Source organism: Acinetobacter sp. CY05 (assembly GCF_059515805.1).
Window position 1 is genome coordinate 18,827 of sequence record NZ_JCAKMW010000013.1, and the last position, 15,619, is coordinate 34,445.

At 38.7% G+C, this 15,619-nt stretch carries 14 protein-coding genes; 6 read left to right on the forward strand and 8 right to left on the reverse strand.

Going from position 1 to position 15,619, the window contains the following annotated elements:
• Positions 1 to 6: 6 nt before the first annotated feature.
• The 6 genes from AC5YCD_RS10220 to ispH all read right to left on the reverse strand — a co-directional run bounded on the left by AC5YCD_RS10220 (position 7) and on the right by ispH (position 8,313).
• Positions 7 to 4,167 (reverse strand): pilus assembly protein, encoded by a 4,161-nt coding sequence (locus tag AC5YCD_RS10220; protein WP_496129936.1) that lies wholly within the window; start codon positions 4,165 to 4,167, stop codon positions 7 to 9.
• 19 nt (positions 4,168 to 4,186) lie between these two features.
• A complete protein-coding gene (locus tag AC5YCD_RS10225) occupies positions 4,187 to 4,960 on the reverse strand; it encodes a pilus assembly PilX family protein (protein WP_496129937.1) in 774 nt (257 codons plus the stop codon).
• Positions 4,957 to 6,012 carry a PilW family protein gene (locus tag AC5YCD_RS10230; protein WP_496129938.1) on the reverse strand — a complete coding sequence of 352 codons (1,056 nt, stop codon included), beginning with the start codon at positions 6,010 to 6,012 and terminating at the stop codon, positions 4,957 to 4,959. Before AC5YCD_RS10230 ends, AC5YCD_RS10225 begins: the two co-directional genes overlap by 4 nt.
• A gap of 2 nt (positions 6,013 to 6,014) precedes the next feature.
• Positions 6,015 to 6,548: a type IV pilus modification protein PilV gene (pilV, locus tag AC5YCD_RS10235; RefSeq protein ID WP_496129939.1), complete on the reverse strand. Its 534-nt coding sequence runs from the start codon at positions 6,546 to 6,548 to the stop codon at positions 6,015 to 6,017.
• Positions 6,545 to 6,994 (reverse strand): pilus assembly FimT family protein, encoded by a 450-nt coding sequence (locus tag AC5YCD_RS10240; protein WP_496129940.1) that lies wholly within the window; start codon positions 6,992 to 6,994, stop codon positions 6,545 to 6,547. Before AC5YCD_RS10240 ends, pilV begins: the two co-directional genes overlap by 4 nt.
• Positions 6,995 to 7,362: 368 nt before the next feature.
• Complete coding sequence (gene ispH / locus AC5YCD_RS10245; RefSeq protein WP_496129941.1) at positions 7,363 to 8,313, reverse strand: 4-hydroxy-3-methylbut-2-enyl diphosphate reductase; 951 nt, start codon at positions 8,311 to 8,313, stop codon at positions 7,363 to 7,365.
• Positions 8,314 to 8,447: 134 nt separating this feature from the next.
• On the opposite strand from ispH, the gene gmk reads away from it, so the two are divergent.
• The 6 genes from gmk (at position 8,448) to bfr (ending at position 13,249) form a co-directional block, all read left to right on the forward strand.
• Positions 8,448 to 9,071: a guanylate kinase gene (gene gmk, locus AC5YCD_RS10250; protein ID WP_496129942.1), complete on the forward strand. Its 624-nt coding sequence runs from the start codon at positions 8,448 to 8,450 to the stop codon at positions 9,069 to 9,071.
• Between the two features lie 76 nt (positions 9,072 to 9,147).
• Entirely contained in the window at positions 9,148 to 9,429 is a 282-nt protein-coding gene (gene rpoZ, locus AC5YCD_RS10255; RefSeq protein ID WP_067762989.1) for a DNA-directed RNA polymerase subunit omega, read from the forward strand.
• A gap of 221 nt (positions 9,430 to 9,650) precedes the next feature.
• Positions 9,651 to 11,759, forward strand: a complete 2,109-nt coding sequence (locus AC5YCD_RS10260; RefSeq protein WP_496129943.1) for a RelA/SpoT family protein — start codon at positions 9,651 to 9,653, stop codon at positions 11,757 to 11,759.
• Between the two features lie 77 nt (positions 11,760 to 11,836).
• On the forward strand, positions 11,837 to 12,220 hold the full coding sequence (locus tag AC5YCD_RS10265) for a RidA family protein (protein ID WP_122900069.1): 384 nt from the start codon (positions 11,837 to 11,839) through the stop codon (positions 12,218 to 12,220).
• A gap of 153 nt (positions 12,221 to 12,373) precedes the next feature.
• Entirely contained in the window at positions 12,374 to 12,568 is a 195-nt protein-coding gene (locus tag AC5YCD_RS10270) for a bacterioferritin-associated ferredoxin (RefSeq protein WP_496129944.1), read from the forward strand.
• A 216-nt stretch (positions 12,569 to 12,784) separates the two neighbouring features.
• The gene (gene bfr / locus AC5YCD_RS10275; RefSeq protein WP_496129946.1) at positions 12,785 to 13,249 is read left to right on the forward strand and encodes a heteropolymeric bacterioferritin subunit Bfr; all 465 of its coding nucleotides are present in this window, start codon (positions 12,785 to 12,787) and stop codon (positions 13,247 to 13,249) included.
• Positions 13,250 to 13,285: 36 nt separating this feature from the next.
• Here bfr and AC5YCD_RS10280 read toward each other — a convergent pair whose 3' ends face one another.
• Positions 13,286 to 14,938: a PglL family O-oligosaccharyltransferase gene (locus AC5YCD_RS10280; protein ID WP_496129947.1), complete on the reverse strand. Its 1,653-nt coding sequence runs from the start codon at positions 14,936 to 14,938 to the stop codon at positions 13,286 to 13,288.
• A 125-nt stretch (positions 14,939 to 15,063) separates the two neighbouring features.
• Positions 15,064 to 15,561, reverse strand: coding sequence for a pilin (locus AC5YCD_RS10285; RefSeq protein WP_496129948.1), 498 nt, complete (start codon positions 15,559 to 15,561; stop codon positions 15,064 to 15,066).
• Positions 15,562 to 15,619 lie beyond the last annotated feature (58 nt).

The window sequence follows — 15,619 nt, forward strand, 5'->3', positions numbered from 1 at the left end:
CTGGCCTCACTCGCGTTCAAACCAGCGCATTGGACTCAATTTACGATTAAGTTTGTTGTCACTAGCTACAGCATTATTGGCAGTACCAGTAATCGAACAACTATCTCCTTCGCACTGACTATTAATAATCTTACGTGAGTTATTCGCACCCTGCCCTGCCGAGCTAATATTGATTGGTGCAATACCTACACCTGCATATAAACTATTTTGCATACCACTGTTACTACCACAAGAACCAAATGGCATACAGAAGCGTTCAATTACACTTTCACCGCGAATACCTGCATCACAGCCTTGTACTGTACCTTTTCTTTCACTATCAAATACACTAACGAAGAGTTGATTATTCATCAGCACTGGATCTGAAATTACTTTTGGCCCCATCGGGGTTGTATAAAAATCTTGACCCGCCACTGTTGCTGAATTGTCAGAGAATACATATTGCCAGCCACTATTTTTTTGATATTCTTCTTCATATCTTTCAGGCGTAAATTTGTTCTCTGCATCACGTGCCTCTTTAGTCAACAAAGGTAGCGATAAATCTTTATTCAAGTCCTCGTCTTGTAGTTTATATAGACCAGTACGTGTTACATCTTTATCATATATTGTAAATATCGCATTTTTTACCCAATTTACTGCATTATCCGGATTATGCAGGGGACTACTTGCATTGCCAGAACCAATACTTAAACTTGCAATCACTCGACCAGAAGTTGGTAAGCGATAAATACCAAAAGTTGGCTCTACATAAAAACGTGGCTGCCTTCCTTGCTGGCGTGCTTCTTCGTGATTCAATAAGCGTACTGCCCGCTTAGCAAAGGCGTCACCCGATTTTCTAAAGTTATCAATATCAATACGCCAAACTTGTCCCCCTAAATCACCAAAATACAAATGATCGGTTAGACTATCACCATCACGGTCAACCGTTTTAATCGCACTTACTACACTATAAGCCATTTTCTCAGTGTAGAGTCCTGGTACTAAATTCGTGTCACTAGTAGTTTGGTCTTCGTAATCAACTTTACCTACATTACTGCTTGCCCACCACAATAGCTTTCCAGTGTCAGCATCAAACATATAAACGCCCGCGCCCTGACCATTTTCTTGCTGATAGGTTAGATGTTCATAACCTTGGTTCATACCTTGTGGGTCAGAATCGTAACCACCACCAACAAACATTACTAATTTGCGCTCACCCTGCCAATCAACATATGTAATCACAGGTTTAGACCAACTTTGCCCCATATACTCTAATTCAGGATAATGGTAAGGTCCTTCAGGAGTAACGACTCTTTTGTTTTCAGGATCAATATGGAATTTTACTTTAGGTATCTTTAAATCACTAAGATCAAGCGCATAATAGCTACGCCCACCCATACGTAAACCACCATATACCCACTGTTTTCCCTGAACAGCTGTTTCACCCTGTCCCACCTTGCCTACTGTTAAGGTAGTTAACTTACCTGATTCATCTTGATTAGTCACATATTCAGTATGAACCGTCCATGGACCATCAATACCGTACTTAAAATCATTACCTGTACTAGAAAAATTTGGATCTAAGAAAGAGTGATAATTACTCTCCACCATTTCATTAGGCACAAACGCAAATTTTTCATCGCCTTTTTCTGCGTCTATAACGTGTAACAAACCTTGGGTGGTACCAAATAGGACATAGTCTTTTCTTGATACCACTTTTTGATTATCTTTATTATCAAAAGTAGCCTCTTGCGTTAGAACAATTGGATCTGAGTGTAACACCGCACCCATTTGACGTAGTTCCGGACGATCCTCCCACACTTTTAAAATTTCTTCATTATTAATATTTTTTGGGTTTAAAACATCATATCCCAGCAAGCCAAGTAAGTAGCCCCGTAAGCTATCTTTACCAGATAACTTATCTGTAAAATAATCTCTATTCAATTGAGTTAATTTAACATTAGGGTCTTGTTCACAAGCAACATTATTTTGTTTTGTTATACATTTACGTGTCGTATAAACTGTACGTTGATAAGTGCGCTCCCCTCCCACATCATGATGCCTTAATTGGATTTTATTTAACGCACCACCTTGAAAGATAGATTTTTTTGCGGCCTCAACGACACTAAGGCTAGTATTTTGCCATAAATCCTCTGCATCATTTCGTACAGTGCTATTGGCTGTAAAAATACTATTTTTATCCTTAGCTACAATCATACCATCTTTAGAAACTCCATAGCGTTTCAAGTTACCTGCCCATGCCGCCACTGCACCTTGTACACTTGGTTCATACATTGTTAAATATGCATAAGGCTGTAATTCATAAGGATTCAAGACATCCACAGGAATCACAGCTTTGTTTGCTGATACAGAAGGAATATCCTTCGCCATATAGTTAATAAAGTGATTTACACTCTCTGCAATTTCTTCCACAGATAAGGCTGAATAGAAACCACCACCACCAAGTGCACCTAACTTCGCCGTGTTACGAATATTATGTTTTTCTGATTCATCTTTTAACTCTAAGAAACGTTTAGAAAAACTTGTATTATTTACTTGGTTAAAATAATCATCTACTGCTGTAGCACTTTCTAAATCTACGCCCTTAGTATCAGGTAAGTCAGAAAAATATCTTCCCATTCCAGCAATGGCTGTTTTAATTTCAAGATTAGTAGGATTTTTATTTGGATCTTTTAAAGCTTCTGTAAAGTTTGATAAGCAAGCCCACATCGTATTGTCTTTTAACAACCCTACACCGCTCTTTTCAGAATCTTTTAGAGTAGAGTTAATATTTTGCCCAAAACATTTAAAAGACGTATTTAATTGTTGAGTACTATTTAATGGAGCTAAAGTACGTTGCATCATACGCTCAACTCCAAATTCAGGTGAGTAATCACTTCCCTTACCATTTTTAATATATGGAGTGCCACCTGTAAGCATGTAAATACCTTGAGCATGACATGATTTTAAAGATGGATTATTCAACTGATTTTGAATCAAGGTAGGGCGATTGTAGGTAGCTTGATTACGCTCAGATGATACGTTGGCATAGCTAAAACCACTATAAGAAACTTCTTTGTTAGCATCGTTCACATAATAGTAAGTGGTACCTAGAAATGGACCATCAGACTCTTTATTTTCATTACTTTCTATAGGTCGATCATTACGAAAGAAAGTTCCATCAGATGGGTAATTTTGCTTAATAAAACTATCAAGCTCTTCGACACTTCCTGCGCCAAGTAAGACTTTTGGTAAACTACTTTCAACAATTTTCCATTTGGTTAGTGGACAATAGCCATTTATATCCCAATTACCTTCACACTTATAAAATACTTGTAATTTTCCGAAAGCATCTTTACGCCCAATAACTCTTAATCCTGCACCTTTTGTAGTCGTTCCCATCAATGCAGCTGCAGCTTCTGTATAGGCCGAAGCAATCGGAGAATTACTATCTCGATTGCCATCTAAACCTTTAGATATTTCTTCAAGTAAACTCTCATCAATATCATCAATGGTTTTTATTGTTTCAATTAATAATTTTCGTTGTGTTATTTTCGTTCCATCGGATAGAGTTACCCTTTCATCTAAACGGCGCGGCTTAATATTTACTTTACCAGCGAAAGATCCAAGTTTATCAGCAGTTTGGTGATAGGCTGAAAATGTTGTTAAACCAATAACCTTGTCATCTGAGAGCTTACCAATGCCACGTTCGGGATTACCAACTAATAGACTCAGTAATGCAATTTTTGCTTTAGATAATCGATCATAGCAAATATATTCAATTGAAGAATCTTCACGATAGGTACAAGTCTGATTAATGTAATCTGTGTAGCTTTTATAACGACCAGGAATAATAAAATCTTTTAGTTTCTCGCCTAACTCTAAAATTCCATAACCTGTAGTGGTATAACGGCAAAATCTAACCTTAAATGATTCACTATTTACCGATATGATATGACTGCTATTATTTGTAGCTTGATTACACATGTAGTAATCACTGAAACCATCATTGAGCTCGCCTCGAATCCCACGCATTGTTTCAGTAATATCTAATGTCAACATAAGTGCTGTAGAACCTTCACCACCACGTTGATAAATGTCACGGTCACTAGCCCATGTTGAATGTGTTATCAAGCTAGTGGCTGCTAATATTGCAGCAATAGCACTACTGATTATTGTCTTTTTCATCGCTAATACCCCCATGCTATCAGTTCTTTCCTGATATCTGGTTAAACCCCACCATATAACTATAATCGGCCACTTGTGTAATATATGGCACACCTAAATTTTCTAAGCATTTAGATACTGTAACTGCTGTCGCATTAGAGGTACCGGCACCTGAAATCTGTAAGTTACTGTTCATATGCTCAGATAAACATGCAAAAACCTCTTCCTTTTTGGCATCACCCACAGAAGGTAAAACGGAAGTTGAATAGACAGTAAATCTTTCATTATTCTGCGTTTTTGATGAAACAAAATCAGTACCAATGGTATAGTTAGAAAAAGCGGGCTCTAATACACCTGCAGTTGAGCGTTTAACTGCGACTTGTGTTAAAACAACATTTCTTTGACTAGTATAAAAATCCGCATCATCTGGTTTACAAAAGCCTCTATCACCTAAAGCACTCTTTTTTACTTTATTATTTTCAATTTCTAGCATACTCGCTTGACTAATATCAAAAGCAATCCCACCTGATTTTTTAAAACAAAAAACTAATTCTTTATTAAGGTTTTCAGGTCGACTAATAAAACCTAATATACCGTTAGCTGTCGAAAGCTGAGCTAAATCATTGACTTCTTCTAAAGCAAGCATAGCTGAATCTGAACTTTGTCTTAATAACTCATTGATTTGGCTATTGGTGGCAATATTGAGTGAAGTCATGCTGTGTCTTACCCCCACTACACCAATAATGGTAATGACCACTAACATGATCAACACAACAATTAAGGTAGAGCCTTTTTGATTGTGAGAATCTATCATCGTAAATCCTCCCCAAGTGCATTACGTAAAGCAATGGTTTGTGTCAGGACTTGACGCATATAGTTGTCTTTTCCGCCAACCAATTGGGCTGAGCTGAGATCTAAAATATTAAAAGCAGTTTGCTTTGTCACACTTGCTGCTGGAATACGATCTTGAGAACGAATCACTAAGCCTAACTTAACACTACGGATTTTTGGTAAAGGATCACTACTCAAAGCTTTATAATCATTTAAAGTCATGTAGCGAAAATTTTCACTTTTACCATAATCTCCAGTCGCCACACCCAACAACACACGAAAATGATCAACACGGCGTAGCACCATTTGACCATTACTACCCATCCCTGCCACTGTGACCACGCGGTTTTCATTAGCTGTAGCAGCAAGCGCGTCATCAACCGCGCCTAACTGATAACGTCCAGCATCACAGTACAATGCCAGATTTGGATTTTTACTCCCCTCTGCCATCGTTGCACCGGTAGTTGGTGTCACATAATAGCGCTGTACGATATAGACTTGATTAGCCACATCTTCTAAAACAATTTTGCCCCCTTCACAGTCATACCCTACAACAAGACCTTTTTCTGCTCCACTTAAACCATTATTTATTTTTCTTAAAAAAGTGGCGTCATCATAAATATTTTGCACTGTTTTATATTGAATCGTCAGTTGATCACTTTTTTGGCCAGTAAAATTTGAAGTACCTATTAAAGATTCAGTTAAAGAGAGATGTCCCATCTGAAAGCCCTCCAACCTAATATTTTCTGCACTAGAACCCACTATATTATCCGCTGAAAGTAGAATACCACCTTGAGCAATTTTTGAATCTAACACTGGTAATGAAGCGCCTAAATTAATTTTACGCAGATCTTTGGCAATAAAATCAATGCCAAATAGACCATTATCTTGCAAGTCACCCAAACTACGTTGCAGAGCTAAATTGGCTTGAGAGGAGATAAACATTTGTACTGCCACAGCCACTAAAATCAAACCTAGTGCCAGTGCAATCATAAGCTCAAGTAAGCTAATCCCGTGTTGATAGCGTTTTTTCATTATTAATAGGCCTCCATCACAATGCAACGCGACCCATCAATATATGTACCACCACTGGTGCAACTTTCATCTGCTGCTGTTCCATCCTTTGGCAAGGTTTTATCCCAAGCAATATAAATACAATTACGTTGTTCTACACCACTGCATTTTTGCATAGCCACTTGCATCCCTACTGCTTGTGCTTTGGCTTTAATTTCTTCAACATCAGCAATCGCAAACTGCTCGTCTGTACATTGATTGCTCATACATGTGCTGGGTGTTGTCACGCCTTCTTCTGAGGCTTTTTCAGTCGCTGTATCAGAGGGTTGAGAGTAGGTTAATTGTTTTAAATAGGTCTCTTGTTCCAATTGATTCGCACGAATACGTTCTGCCAAATCCCGCGCCACACTCATGGCTTGCGTACGGTAATAAGCCTCATTGGCTGCTTCTAAAGAACGGTATTGCAAGCTAATAAATCCAAGTACTGCTACGGCTAAGATCAATGCTGCAACCATCACTTCCATTAAACCAACACCGCGTTGTGATTGGGCACTCATGATGCGCATGTCCCCTTTTCAATGTGTTGTACGGTACCAAAACGTGACAGGTGCAAAGTCATTGACAGATCAGATGCATTGGAGCGATCACATAGCTGTAATGCCAAATCAAAATTTTGGTCTTGTGCGTGTACTTGACCAGAAGCTTTAAAAGTAATCTCAGTTACCTTAATACTACGGTAGCTAACCTGTCCTTTAGGCATCCAATATTTTTCTTTTTCAGTGTTTAAGGCAGTTTGATTGAGATGAACGGTGATGTCTTGACGAGTACTGACTGCGGTAGTACGTGCCTGACTAAGCAACATATTGAGTTCCATGGCACTACTTTCTAAATTATATTTACGTACCATACTGGCAAAAGATGGCACTGCAAGGGTTGCCAGAATCGCTAAAATACCTATGGTGATCATCAACTCGATTAAGGTAAATCCTTGTAACTTACGCATCCTCTCATCCCACAAAATTCAGCACCTTATGTTGTGATAATTATCAAATAAGGTACAAAAAATACAAACCTGTCACAGATAAATGGCAGAAAAAAGCAGATGAGGCTCAAAAGGTAATCAAACAGAACTACCCTAAAATTACAATTTCATTATTGCGCAACATGCAATAACAACCCCTATTCGTTTCTGTCATTTAGCGAAACTTATATAATCAATAAAAACCAATCAGTTTGGTCAACTTTTTCAGTTTATTCTAACTTAACTTATTGTTTTAGCTAATAGCTATTTCAGGCAATTTTCACTTAAAAACTCAATTTGAACTGCAAAAAGCCAATGGAGTCACATTGGCTTAGTGTTATTGCTGTAATTTAAGCTTGAGTAACAGGAATACGTAATTCCTTAGGCAAACTAAAGGTAATATTCTCTTCACGTCCTGCAAGCTCTTGCGGTAGAGTTGCACCCCAATCACGTAAACGCTGAATTACCTGTTTAATTAAAATTTCAGGTGCTGATGCCCCAGCAGTTACACCGACTTTAGCCCCTGTCGCAAACCATGCTTGTTGTAGTTCATCGGCATTATCAACCAAATAAGCGTGTTTACCCATACGCTCTGCCAATTCACGTAAACGATTAGAGTTAGATGAGTTTGGTGAACCCACCACTAAAACCACATCACATTGTGCAGCTAGATCACGTACTGCGTCTTGACGGTTTTGTGTGGCATAGCAAATGTCATCTTTACGTGGGCCTTGAATATTTGGGAATTTTTGACGTAAGGCATCAATCACTTTAGCAGTATCATCAATAGATAAAGTGGTTTGAGTCACAAACGCCACTTGCTCAGGATTATTCACCACCAAGTTGGCGACATCCTCTTCATCCTCGACCAAATAAATATGACCGCCATTTTTTTTGTCATATTGACCCATCGTGCCTTCCACTTCTGGATGACCTTCATGACCAATTAAAATCGCTTCAATGCCTTCACGGGCATATTTGGTCACTTCAATATGTACCTTAGTCACCAAAGGACAAGTGGCATCAAAAACTTTTAGACCACGGCGTTCAGCTTCTTGCTGTACTGCTTTAGAAACACCATGTGCGCTAAAAATCACAATATTGTCATCTGGCACCTCGTCGAGTTCATCAACAAAGATCGCACCACGCTGACGTAAATCATCCACCACAAATTTATTGTGTACCACTTCATGGCGCACATAAATGGGTGGGTTAAAGCATTCCAAGGCACGATTTACAATTGCAATTGCACGGTCTACACCTGCACAAAAACCACGTGGATTGGCCAAGACAATTTCCATAGAATCCTCAATACCCATTTTAGTTTCGGATGAATGATTTGAAATAAATGTAAACAAAGTCACTTGGACTATTTAGTTTAGTGGCTGTCTACTTTAAAATAGAGAAGATATTTTATCATATCAGGAAAAATATCATGTCGGGTCTCTTGTTTGTCGTTTCTGCTGCATCAGGAACGGGCAAAACGTCCCTTGTTAAAGCATTGCTTGAACGTGTGAATAATTTACACGTTTCTGTCTCCCACACCACACGCGGTCAACGCGTTGGCGAACTTGACGGTGTACATTACCACTTTGCAAAAAAAGAAGACTTTTTAAAACTGGTTGAAGAAGGCGGTTTTATTGAGTATGCCGAAGTATTTGGTAACTATTATGGTACAGCGCAAGCGACTGTAAAAGAGCAACTTGCCAAAGGTCATGACGTATTGCTTGAGATTGATTGGCAAGGTGCGCAACAAGTACGCAAACTTTTTCCTGAATCAAAACAAATCTTTATTTTACCGCCTAGCCAATTTGATCTACGCCAACGTCTATCAAACCGTGGCACAGACTCAGTTGAAGTGATTGAACATCGCTTAAGCTGTGCGGTTGAAGATATGCAGCAATACAGTAACTTTGATTATGTCATTATTAACGATGACTTTAACAAAGCCTTACATGATCTAGAATCAGTGATTACCGCAAATCGCTTGGTGTTACAACAACAAGCCACTCGCCACCGTGAGCTAATTCAAAAGCTGATTACGCCTGCAAGCGAGTGATTAAAACTTGAGTATTTAAGTAAAGACTTTTATACTGCTTAGTCTGTTTAAATTTACTATTCAACCGAGAATTCTTATGGCACGCGTAACCGTTGAAGATTGTTTAGACCATGTAGACAACCGCTTTGAGCTTGTACTAGTGGCAAGCAAACGCGCGCGTCAATTGGCACGTCAAGGTATTGAACCTACCGTAGAATGGGACAACGATAAACCTACAGTTGTTGCATTACGTGAGATTGCAGCGGGTCACGTTTCAAAAGACATTTTGAAACAACGTGAGCAAGACTACCAAACCTCAAGCCTTGATCTTGCACTTTCTGCAAATAACTTAAATTTAGATGGTTTTTCTTTCCAATAAGATTAACTTTCTAACTAAAGCCTAGTTTTATACTAGGCTTTTTTATTCTCCCTACTTTTCTATTTGTCCAAGAAACGCTATAACATCAGTTATACCCTTTTCTCTCTTATGAAGATTTTTTGTATTTTTTGCCTGAAAAAATTGACAACAGTCGCAGAATACATTTCATTAGAGGATTAACCCATTCACTTATCGCAAAACGTGTATCGTAAAGGTGTTCTATGCCAGGTGCAGATGTCAATCAAGCAAAGCAACAGCTCAAAACTATTATCGACGCTTATTTAAGTGAACGTGATGTCGAGCGCGTGCTAGACGCTTGTGATTATGCCGATATGGCACATGATGGTGTGACCCGTAAAAGTGGCGAGCCCTATGTTTTACACCCTATCGCGGTGAGCTGCATCTTAGCGCATATGCGTCTTGATCCAGAAACCCTCATGGCAGCATTGCTGCACGATGTGATTGAAGATACTGAATTTAGTAAAGAAGATATCACTGAAAAATTTGGTAAAAAAGTTGCTGAATTGGTCGATGGTGTCACCAAACTCAGTCATTCTAGTGACAAAGAATTTAATAAAGCTGCCTCTTTCCGTAAAATCTTGCAAGCTACCTTACAAGACCCACGTGTCATTATTATTAAGCTCTCTGACCGCTACCATAATATGACCACCCTAGATGCGCTGCGTCCAGATAAACGCGCACGTATCGCTCAAGAAACCTTTGATGTATTTGTGCCGATGGCACGCATTGTGGGTATGAATGAGATGGCAGATAACTTAGAACATCTGTGTTATCAGAATCTTGATTTAGATATGTATAACAACATCCAAGAAGTGTTGTTACAAACCAAGCCTAAGCGTTGTGAATATCAAGCGATTTGGGAAAGTAAGCTGAGCAGTTTACTTGAACAACAGAATTTAATTGGCCGAATTAAAAAGAAAAATAATAATATTGAGTTACTGCGCCACTTTGTTAAAAACGATATTAATCTACAAGAGCTGACCCATAGTCATGCTTTTGAAATTATTTTACAAAGTATTGCCGATTGTGACCGTTTGGCTGAAGTGCTACGTGAAAACTTCAAAGTTCTAAAATATTCCGATCATATTCGTCGTCCATTACCCGGTGGCAACCAATCTTTATTAATGACCTTAAAAGGTGAAAAAACTACGCTTTCGCTCACCATTCAAACTGAGCTGATGCGTAAAGCAGCACGTTTTGGTGTGGTACTTGGTGAAAATGCACCGCAAGCTTGTCGTTCTGCGATTCAAGCATCTATGCAAAACTTAAATGTTTTGGTCGATGGTGATTGTGCTAAAACCACGTTTAATGAATTGCTCGATTATTTACACCAAGAAAAAATTTGGGTGTATACACCGCAAGGTCACTTGCATGAGTTACCACAAGGTGCCACGGTGGTCGACTTTGCTTATTCAGCCAGCCTATTTTTAGGTAACCATGCGGTAGGTGCTAAAATTGACGGTGAGATCAAATCACTTTCGACTGCGTTATCTAATGGTCAAGTAATTGAAATTATTACTGATGTTTTAGCCTCACCTAACCCAGATTGGTTGAGTTTTATTAATACCCAAAAAGCGCGCCGTGCTTTACAAAACATTTTGCGTGAACAAGATATTGAAGAGCAGCGTTTGGTCGGTCAACAAGCCCTCGATCGTGCTTTAAAATTATTTAACCGCTCGACTAAAGATCTTACACTCGATGATTGGACCGATTTACTTGAATGGCGTCACTTAGAATCCAAAGAGCGTTTATTTGAGCAAATTGCGGTAGGTGATTTATTACCTCAATTGGTGGCCAACCATTTATTCTCACAAGATCATCATAGTGAAGAATCCCAGCGTCTCATTCAAGGCACCGAAGGCGTTGATGTCAAATATGCACATTGCTGTAATCCTGTGCTCGGTGATCCAATTCAAGGCCATTTATCACGTCGCGGTTTAATTGTGCATCGTGCGCGTTGCCGTAATCTATTACATGAGCAACATTTACACCCTGAAAACATCATGCCATTACAGTGGAATAAAAATCATGATGTGGTCGAAGATGTCAGCTTTACAGCCTATTTAGCTATTGATATAAGCTTAAATGATGAGCAAATTTCTGACTTAATTTATCAATGTCGTAAAGAACATACAGGCGTTGAAATGGTACGTCCGCATGAAGGCAAAACTTACGTGAATATTGTTGTAAATAATCGCCAACATATCGCAAAAATTATCCGTGAGTTACGTATGCAATTTGGCTTCCCACGTATTGGGCGTTTGTTTCAACCTGTCACGATTAATGAGTCTAATAGAGTTGCAAGTTAATCAAATTAAACGATAATGCTTCTGCAAGCTGAGCTGATCGACTATGATGTATATATATACGATATAAGGAGAAATTGATGTCCCGCCAAGTAATCCATACCGAAAATGCACCTGCTGCGATTGGTACTTATTCACAAGCTATTTTAGTGAATGATACTTTATATCTTTCAGGTCAAATTGGCTTAGATCCATACAGTATGGAATTGGTTGAAGGCATTGAAGCGCAAATTCGCCGTGTATTTGATAACTTAAAAGCTGTATGTGAAGCAGCTGGCGGCTCGTTGGCAGATATCGCAAAACTGAATATTTTCTTAACTGATCTTTCACACTTCCAACTTGTCAATCAAATTATGGGTGAATACTTTGCTCAACCGTATCCAGCCCGTGCAGCTTTAGGTGTAGCAAGCTTACCTAAAGGCGCTTTGGTCGAAATGGATGGTGTTGTTATTATCAATCAATAACTTAAAAAATCTGCATAAACGCCACCGATTGAGTGGCGTTTTTTAATTCAAAAACTCAATCAAACATTATCCAATAATAAGATGAAATAAATTGACAATTGATAATAATTATCAATAATACTAGTTATCTTATTTCATTGTATGTGATGACTGATGTACGTATGCTTATGTCGCGGTATTACCGATCAGGATATTAAAGATGCTGTTGCGAATGGTGCAGGAAATTACCGTGAAGTTCGTGATTTGCTTGACCTTGGTACTTGCTGTGGACGCTGTGCACCAGAAGCACGTTCAATTATTAGTGAAGAAGTTGCACAAATTGCTGCCAGAATCTCTGTCGCAGCTTAATGTTTATAATTAGAACAATAAGCCTATAGGCAAATTAACTCCTCCCCCGCTTATGACTCTAGGCGGGTTTTTATTGCCTAAATGTACCGAGCAGTTGTTTTTGATTGCGATTTTCATTTGCTGTTCTATAAATTACTCGCCATTCGATCATTTGTTGTTTAACATTATTCTAATTTAAAATTAAAGCCTTAGGGCATATAGATTGGAGTGGGTGCAATGAAAGGCAATCGTGACGTTATTCATCAATTAAATCAGGTTCTATATCATCACCTTACCGCAATTAACCAATATTTCTTACATTCACGTATGTTTAATGATTGGGGTATTGAGCAACTCGGTTCAGCAGAATATAAAGAATCGATTCGTCAGATGAAACATGCTGATAAGATTATTGAACGCATTTTATTTTTAGAGGGTCTGCCAAATTTACAACATTTAGGCAAACTCTATATTGGTCAACATACGCTAGAAGTACTCAATTGTGATGTACGCAAAGTGAAAGAAAATATTGAAGCGCTACAACAAGCTGTGGCCTTAGCGGAGACCTCAATGGATTATGTCACACGTGATTTAGTCCAGGAAATTTTAGAGAAAGAAGAAGAATATTTAGATTGGACCACAACACAGTTAGATATTGCTGAACAAGTAGGTACACCAAACTATATTCAAAGCCAGCTCTAAGAAAAATAAAAAGCCCGCAATTGCGGGCTTTTTTAATTAAGACTGGGGTTGTATCTCAGTCAATTCTTGATAACTAATATCTAAATCACGTAATTCACGTAATAACCAGAGTTGATGCTTAGCTTCTTCTTCATAGCCATTAAATGCCAATAATTTAGCGTATTTGAATAAGTCATAGGTGGTTGGGTAGTTCAGTACAATTTCACTGATCTTGGTGATCTCATCCTGATTTAAGGCCGTATAAGGATTCATTCGAATCCACTCAATACGGCGATTAAACTCTTCCAACATATACACCCGATCATCATTGGTGATCTTTTCAGGCGTTTTTTCATAACGCATGGATTGATTAAGCTTAGGCACAACCGTTTCATAATCTCGATAGATTAAGGCTGTAATTGCCACACCAAGCACAAACGTCACCTGCATAAAACGCGGACTAAGGCTGAAACTCTGCGTTGTAGATTGTGCTTGCAAGATTCCAATAATAAAACCAATCGGCAGTAAGAAATAGGCATAGTTTTGCGGAAACTCCAGCATGGCATGTACCACAAATACTGTAACCATCAGCAAGGCAATCACTGACTCTACTGATTTCACACGGCGTAATAATTGTAGACCCCAATAGGCAAAATAAGCCAAAAATGGTACGCCAATAACTAGACCATTCCAAACCAAAAAATCTAAGACAAAATTATGCGCGCTTCTAATCCACACTGGACCTTGGAAGTAATCACTAATTAAAGTGTAGGCTACACTGGTTTGATGCCAACCATAGCCCCAAAGGGGTTGTTCCATAATGGCATGTAACATTTGCTGCCAAATGGCAAGTCGCGACATATCGCCCGTAGCACGTTTTGATAATTCAACTGCCCCTGCACCACTGGCTACTGCGCTATCTGCAAATGGCGATAAAATAGTGACGCTTAGCGGTAATGCCCAAATCAGCATAACCACAAATAAAGCGCTCCATGCCGTGACGTAATACCATTTTAGGCTCAGTACGCCTTTATAATATTGATAAGCACCATAGAATAAGATACATAAACATGCCACCCATGAGGTACGTGATTGACCAAGGACGACACCTGTGACAATCAGTGCTGCAATAAAGCTTAAGACTTTACTATCAAGTTTTTGTTTTTCGTATAGATACCAACAGGCCAACAAAGCCATCAGTAAGAAAGTTGCCATATTATTGGGCTGGGCAAAGTTGGCGTATGGTCGCCCGCCAAAGCTTTTAATATTGTGCATACCTGGCAAGTAAGCATCTAAATTGACCCATTGGCACACTGCAATAAATGCCGTTGCTGCACCGACTGCGGTGAGCAAATAACAAAGATTGGTGAATAGCGTTTCTCTGGCTTGTTTAGATTCAGAAGCTAGGTTAAAGCCCAAAGTGATACTCAGCCAAAAACCAAACACGAAAATACTGCATAGTAAGGCTTTATCAAAGAAAAAGACTTGCCCAAAACCATATTGAATTAAAGGCACTAAGCTTAGACCTAATAAAGGCAAGCTAACTTTAGGGATAATGAGATTTTGCTTAAGATAAATAGCACTTACAGTAATTAAAGCAAGGAAAGCATACAGTTCGCCTGTATAAGTGACCCAAGGCCGGTAATGCACAGGTAACAGCCATGCCAATGCCATGAGCACTGCAGCCGTTAAAAGGAGATAGAATTTCATAAGCGAAGAATGAGGAAAATTTAGGCTTATGATAAGAAATTTTAACTTTTTTATGTATTGTTTTTAGACAAATAAAAAAGGCTGCACATTTGCAGCCTTTTTTATTCATACAATTAGATAGTATATTACTCTGCAGGAGTAGGAGTAGGAGTAGGAGTAGGAGTAGTCGTGCCACCTGCAGCTGGTAACATTGCTTTAGGTACATATTTATCCATACCTGCAGGAACAGTTGTTACATAAACATTACCATTATTTAGCATAGTTAGCGGGAAAGCAGTACTTGCAATTTTAGATGAAGCAGATGCTAACGTTGTATAAGTCATAGTACAACCAGAAGCAGCTGTATTACCCGAGTCAGTGCTAGGAGTTTTACCTTCATCAATCACCAAAGTACCGTACTTGCCCGCGAAAGTATTTTCAGCAGCAGCATTTGATAAACATGAATTATTTTGCAAATTCGTGTTTATCGCTGTTTTAGCACCACCAGCCAATGAAGACATTTCTGCAAGTTGTGATTTAGCAATATAATCTTGATAAGCAGGAATCGCAATTGCAGCCAAAATACCAATAATTGCTACAACGATCATTAATTCAATAAGGGTAAAACCTTTTTGAGCGTTCATAACATTCTCCACAAATGTTTTTGTTTATTTATATTTTGTAATATAAGCAAATGTTATG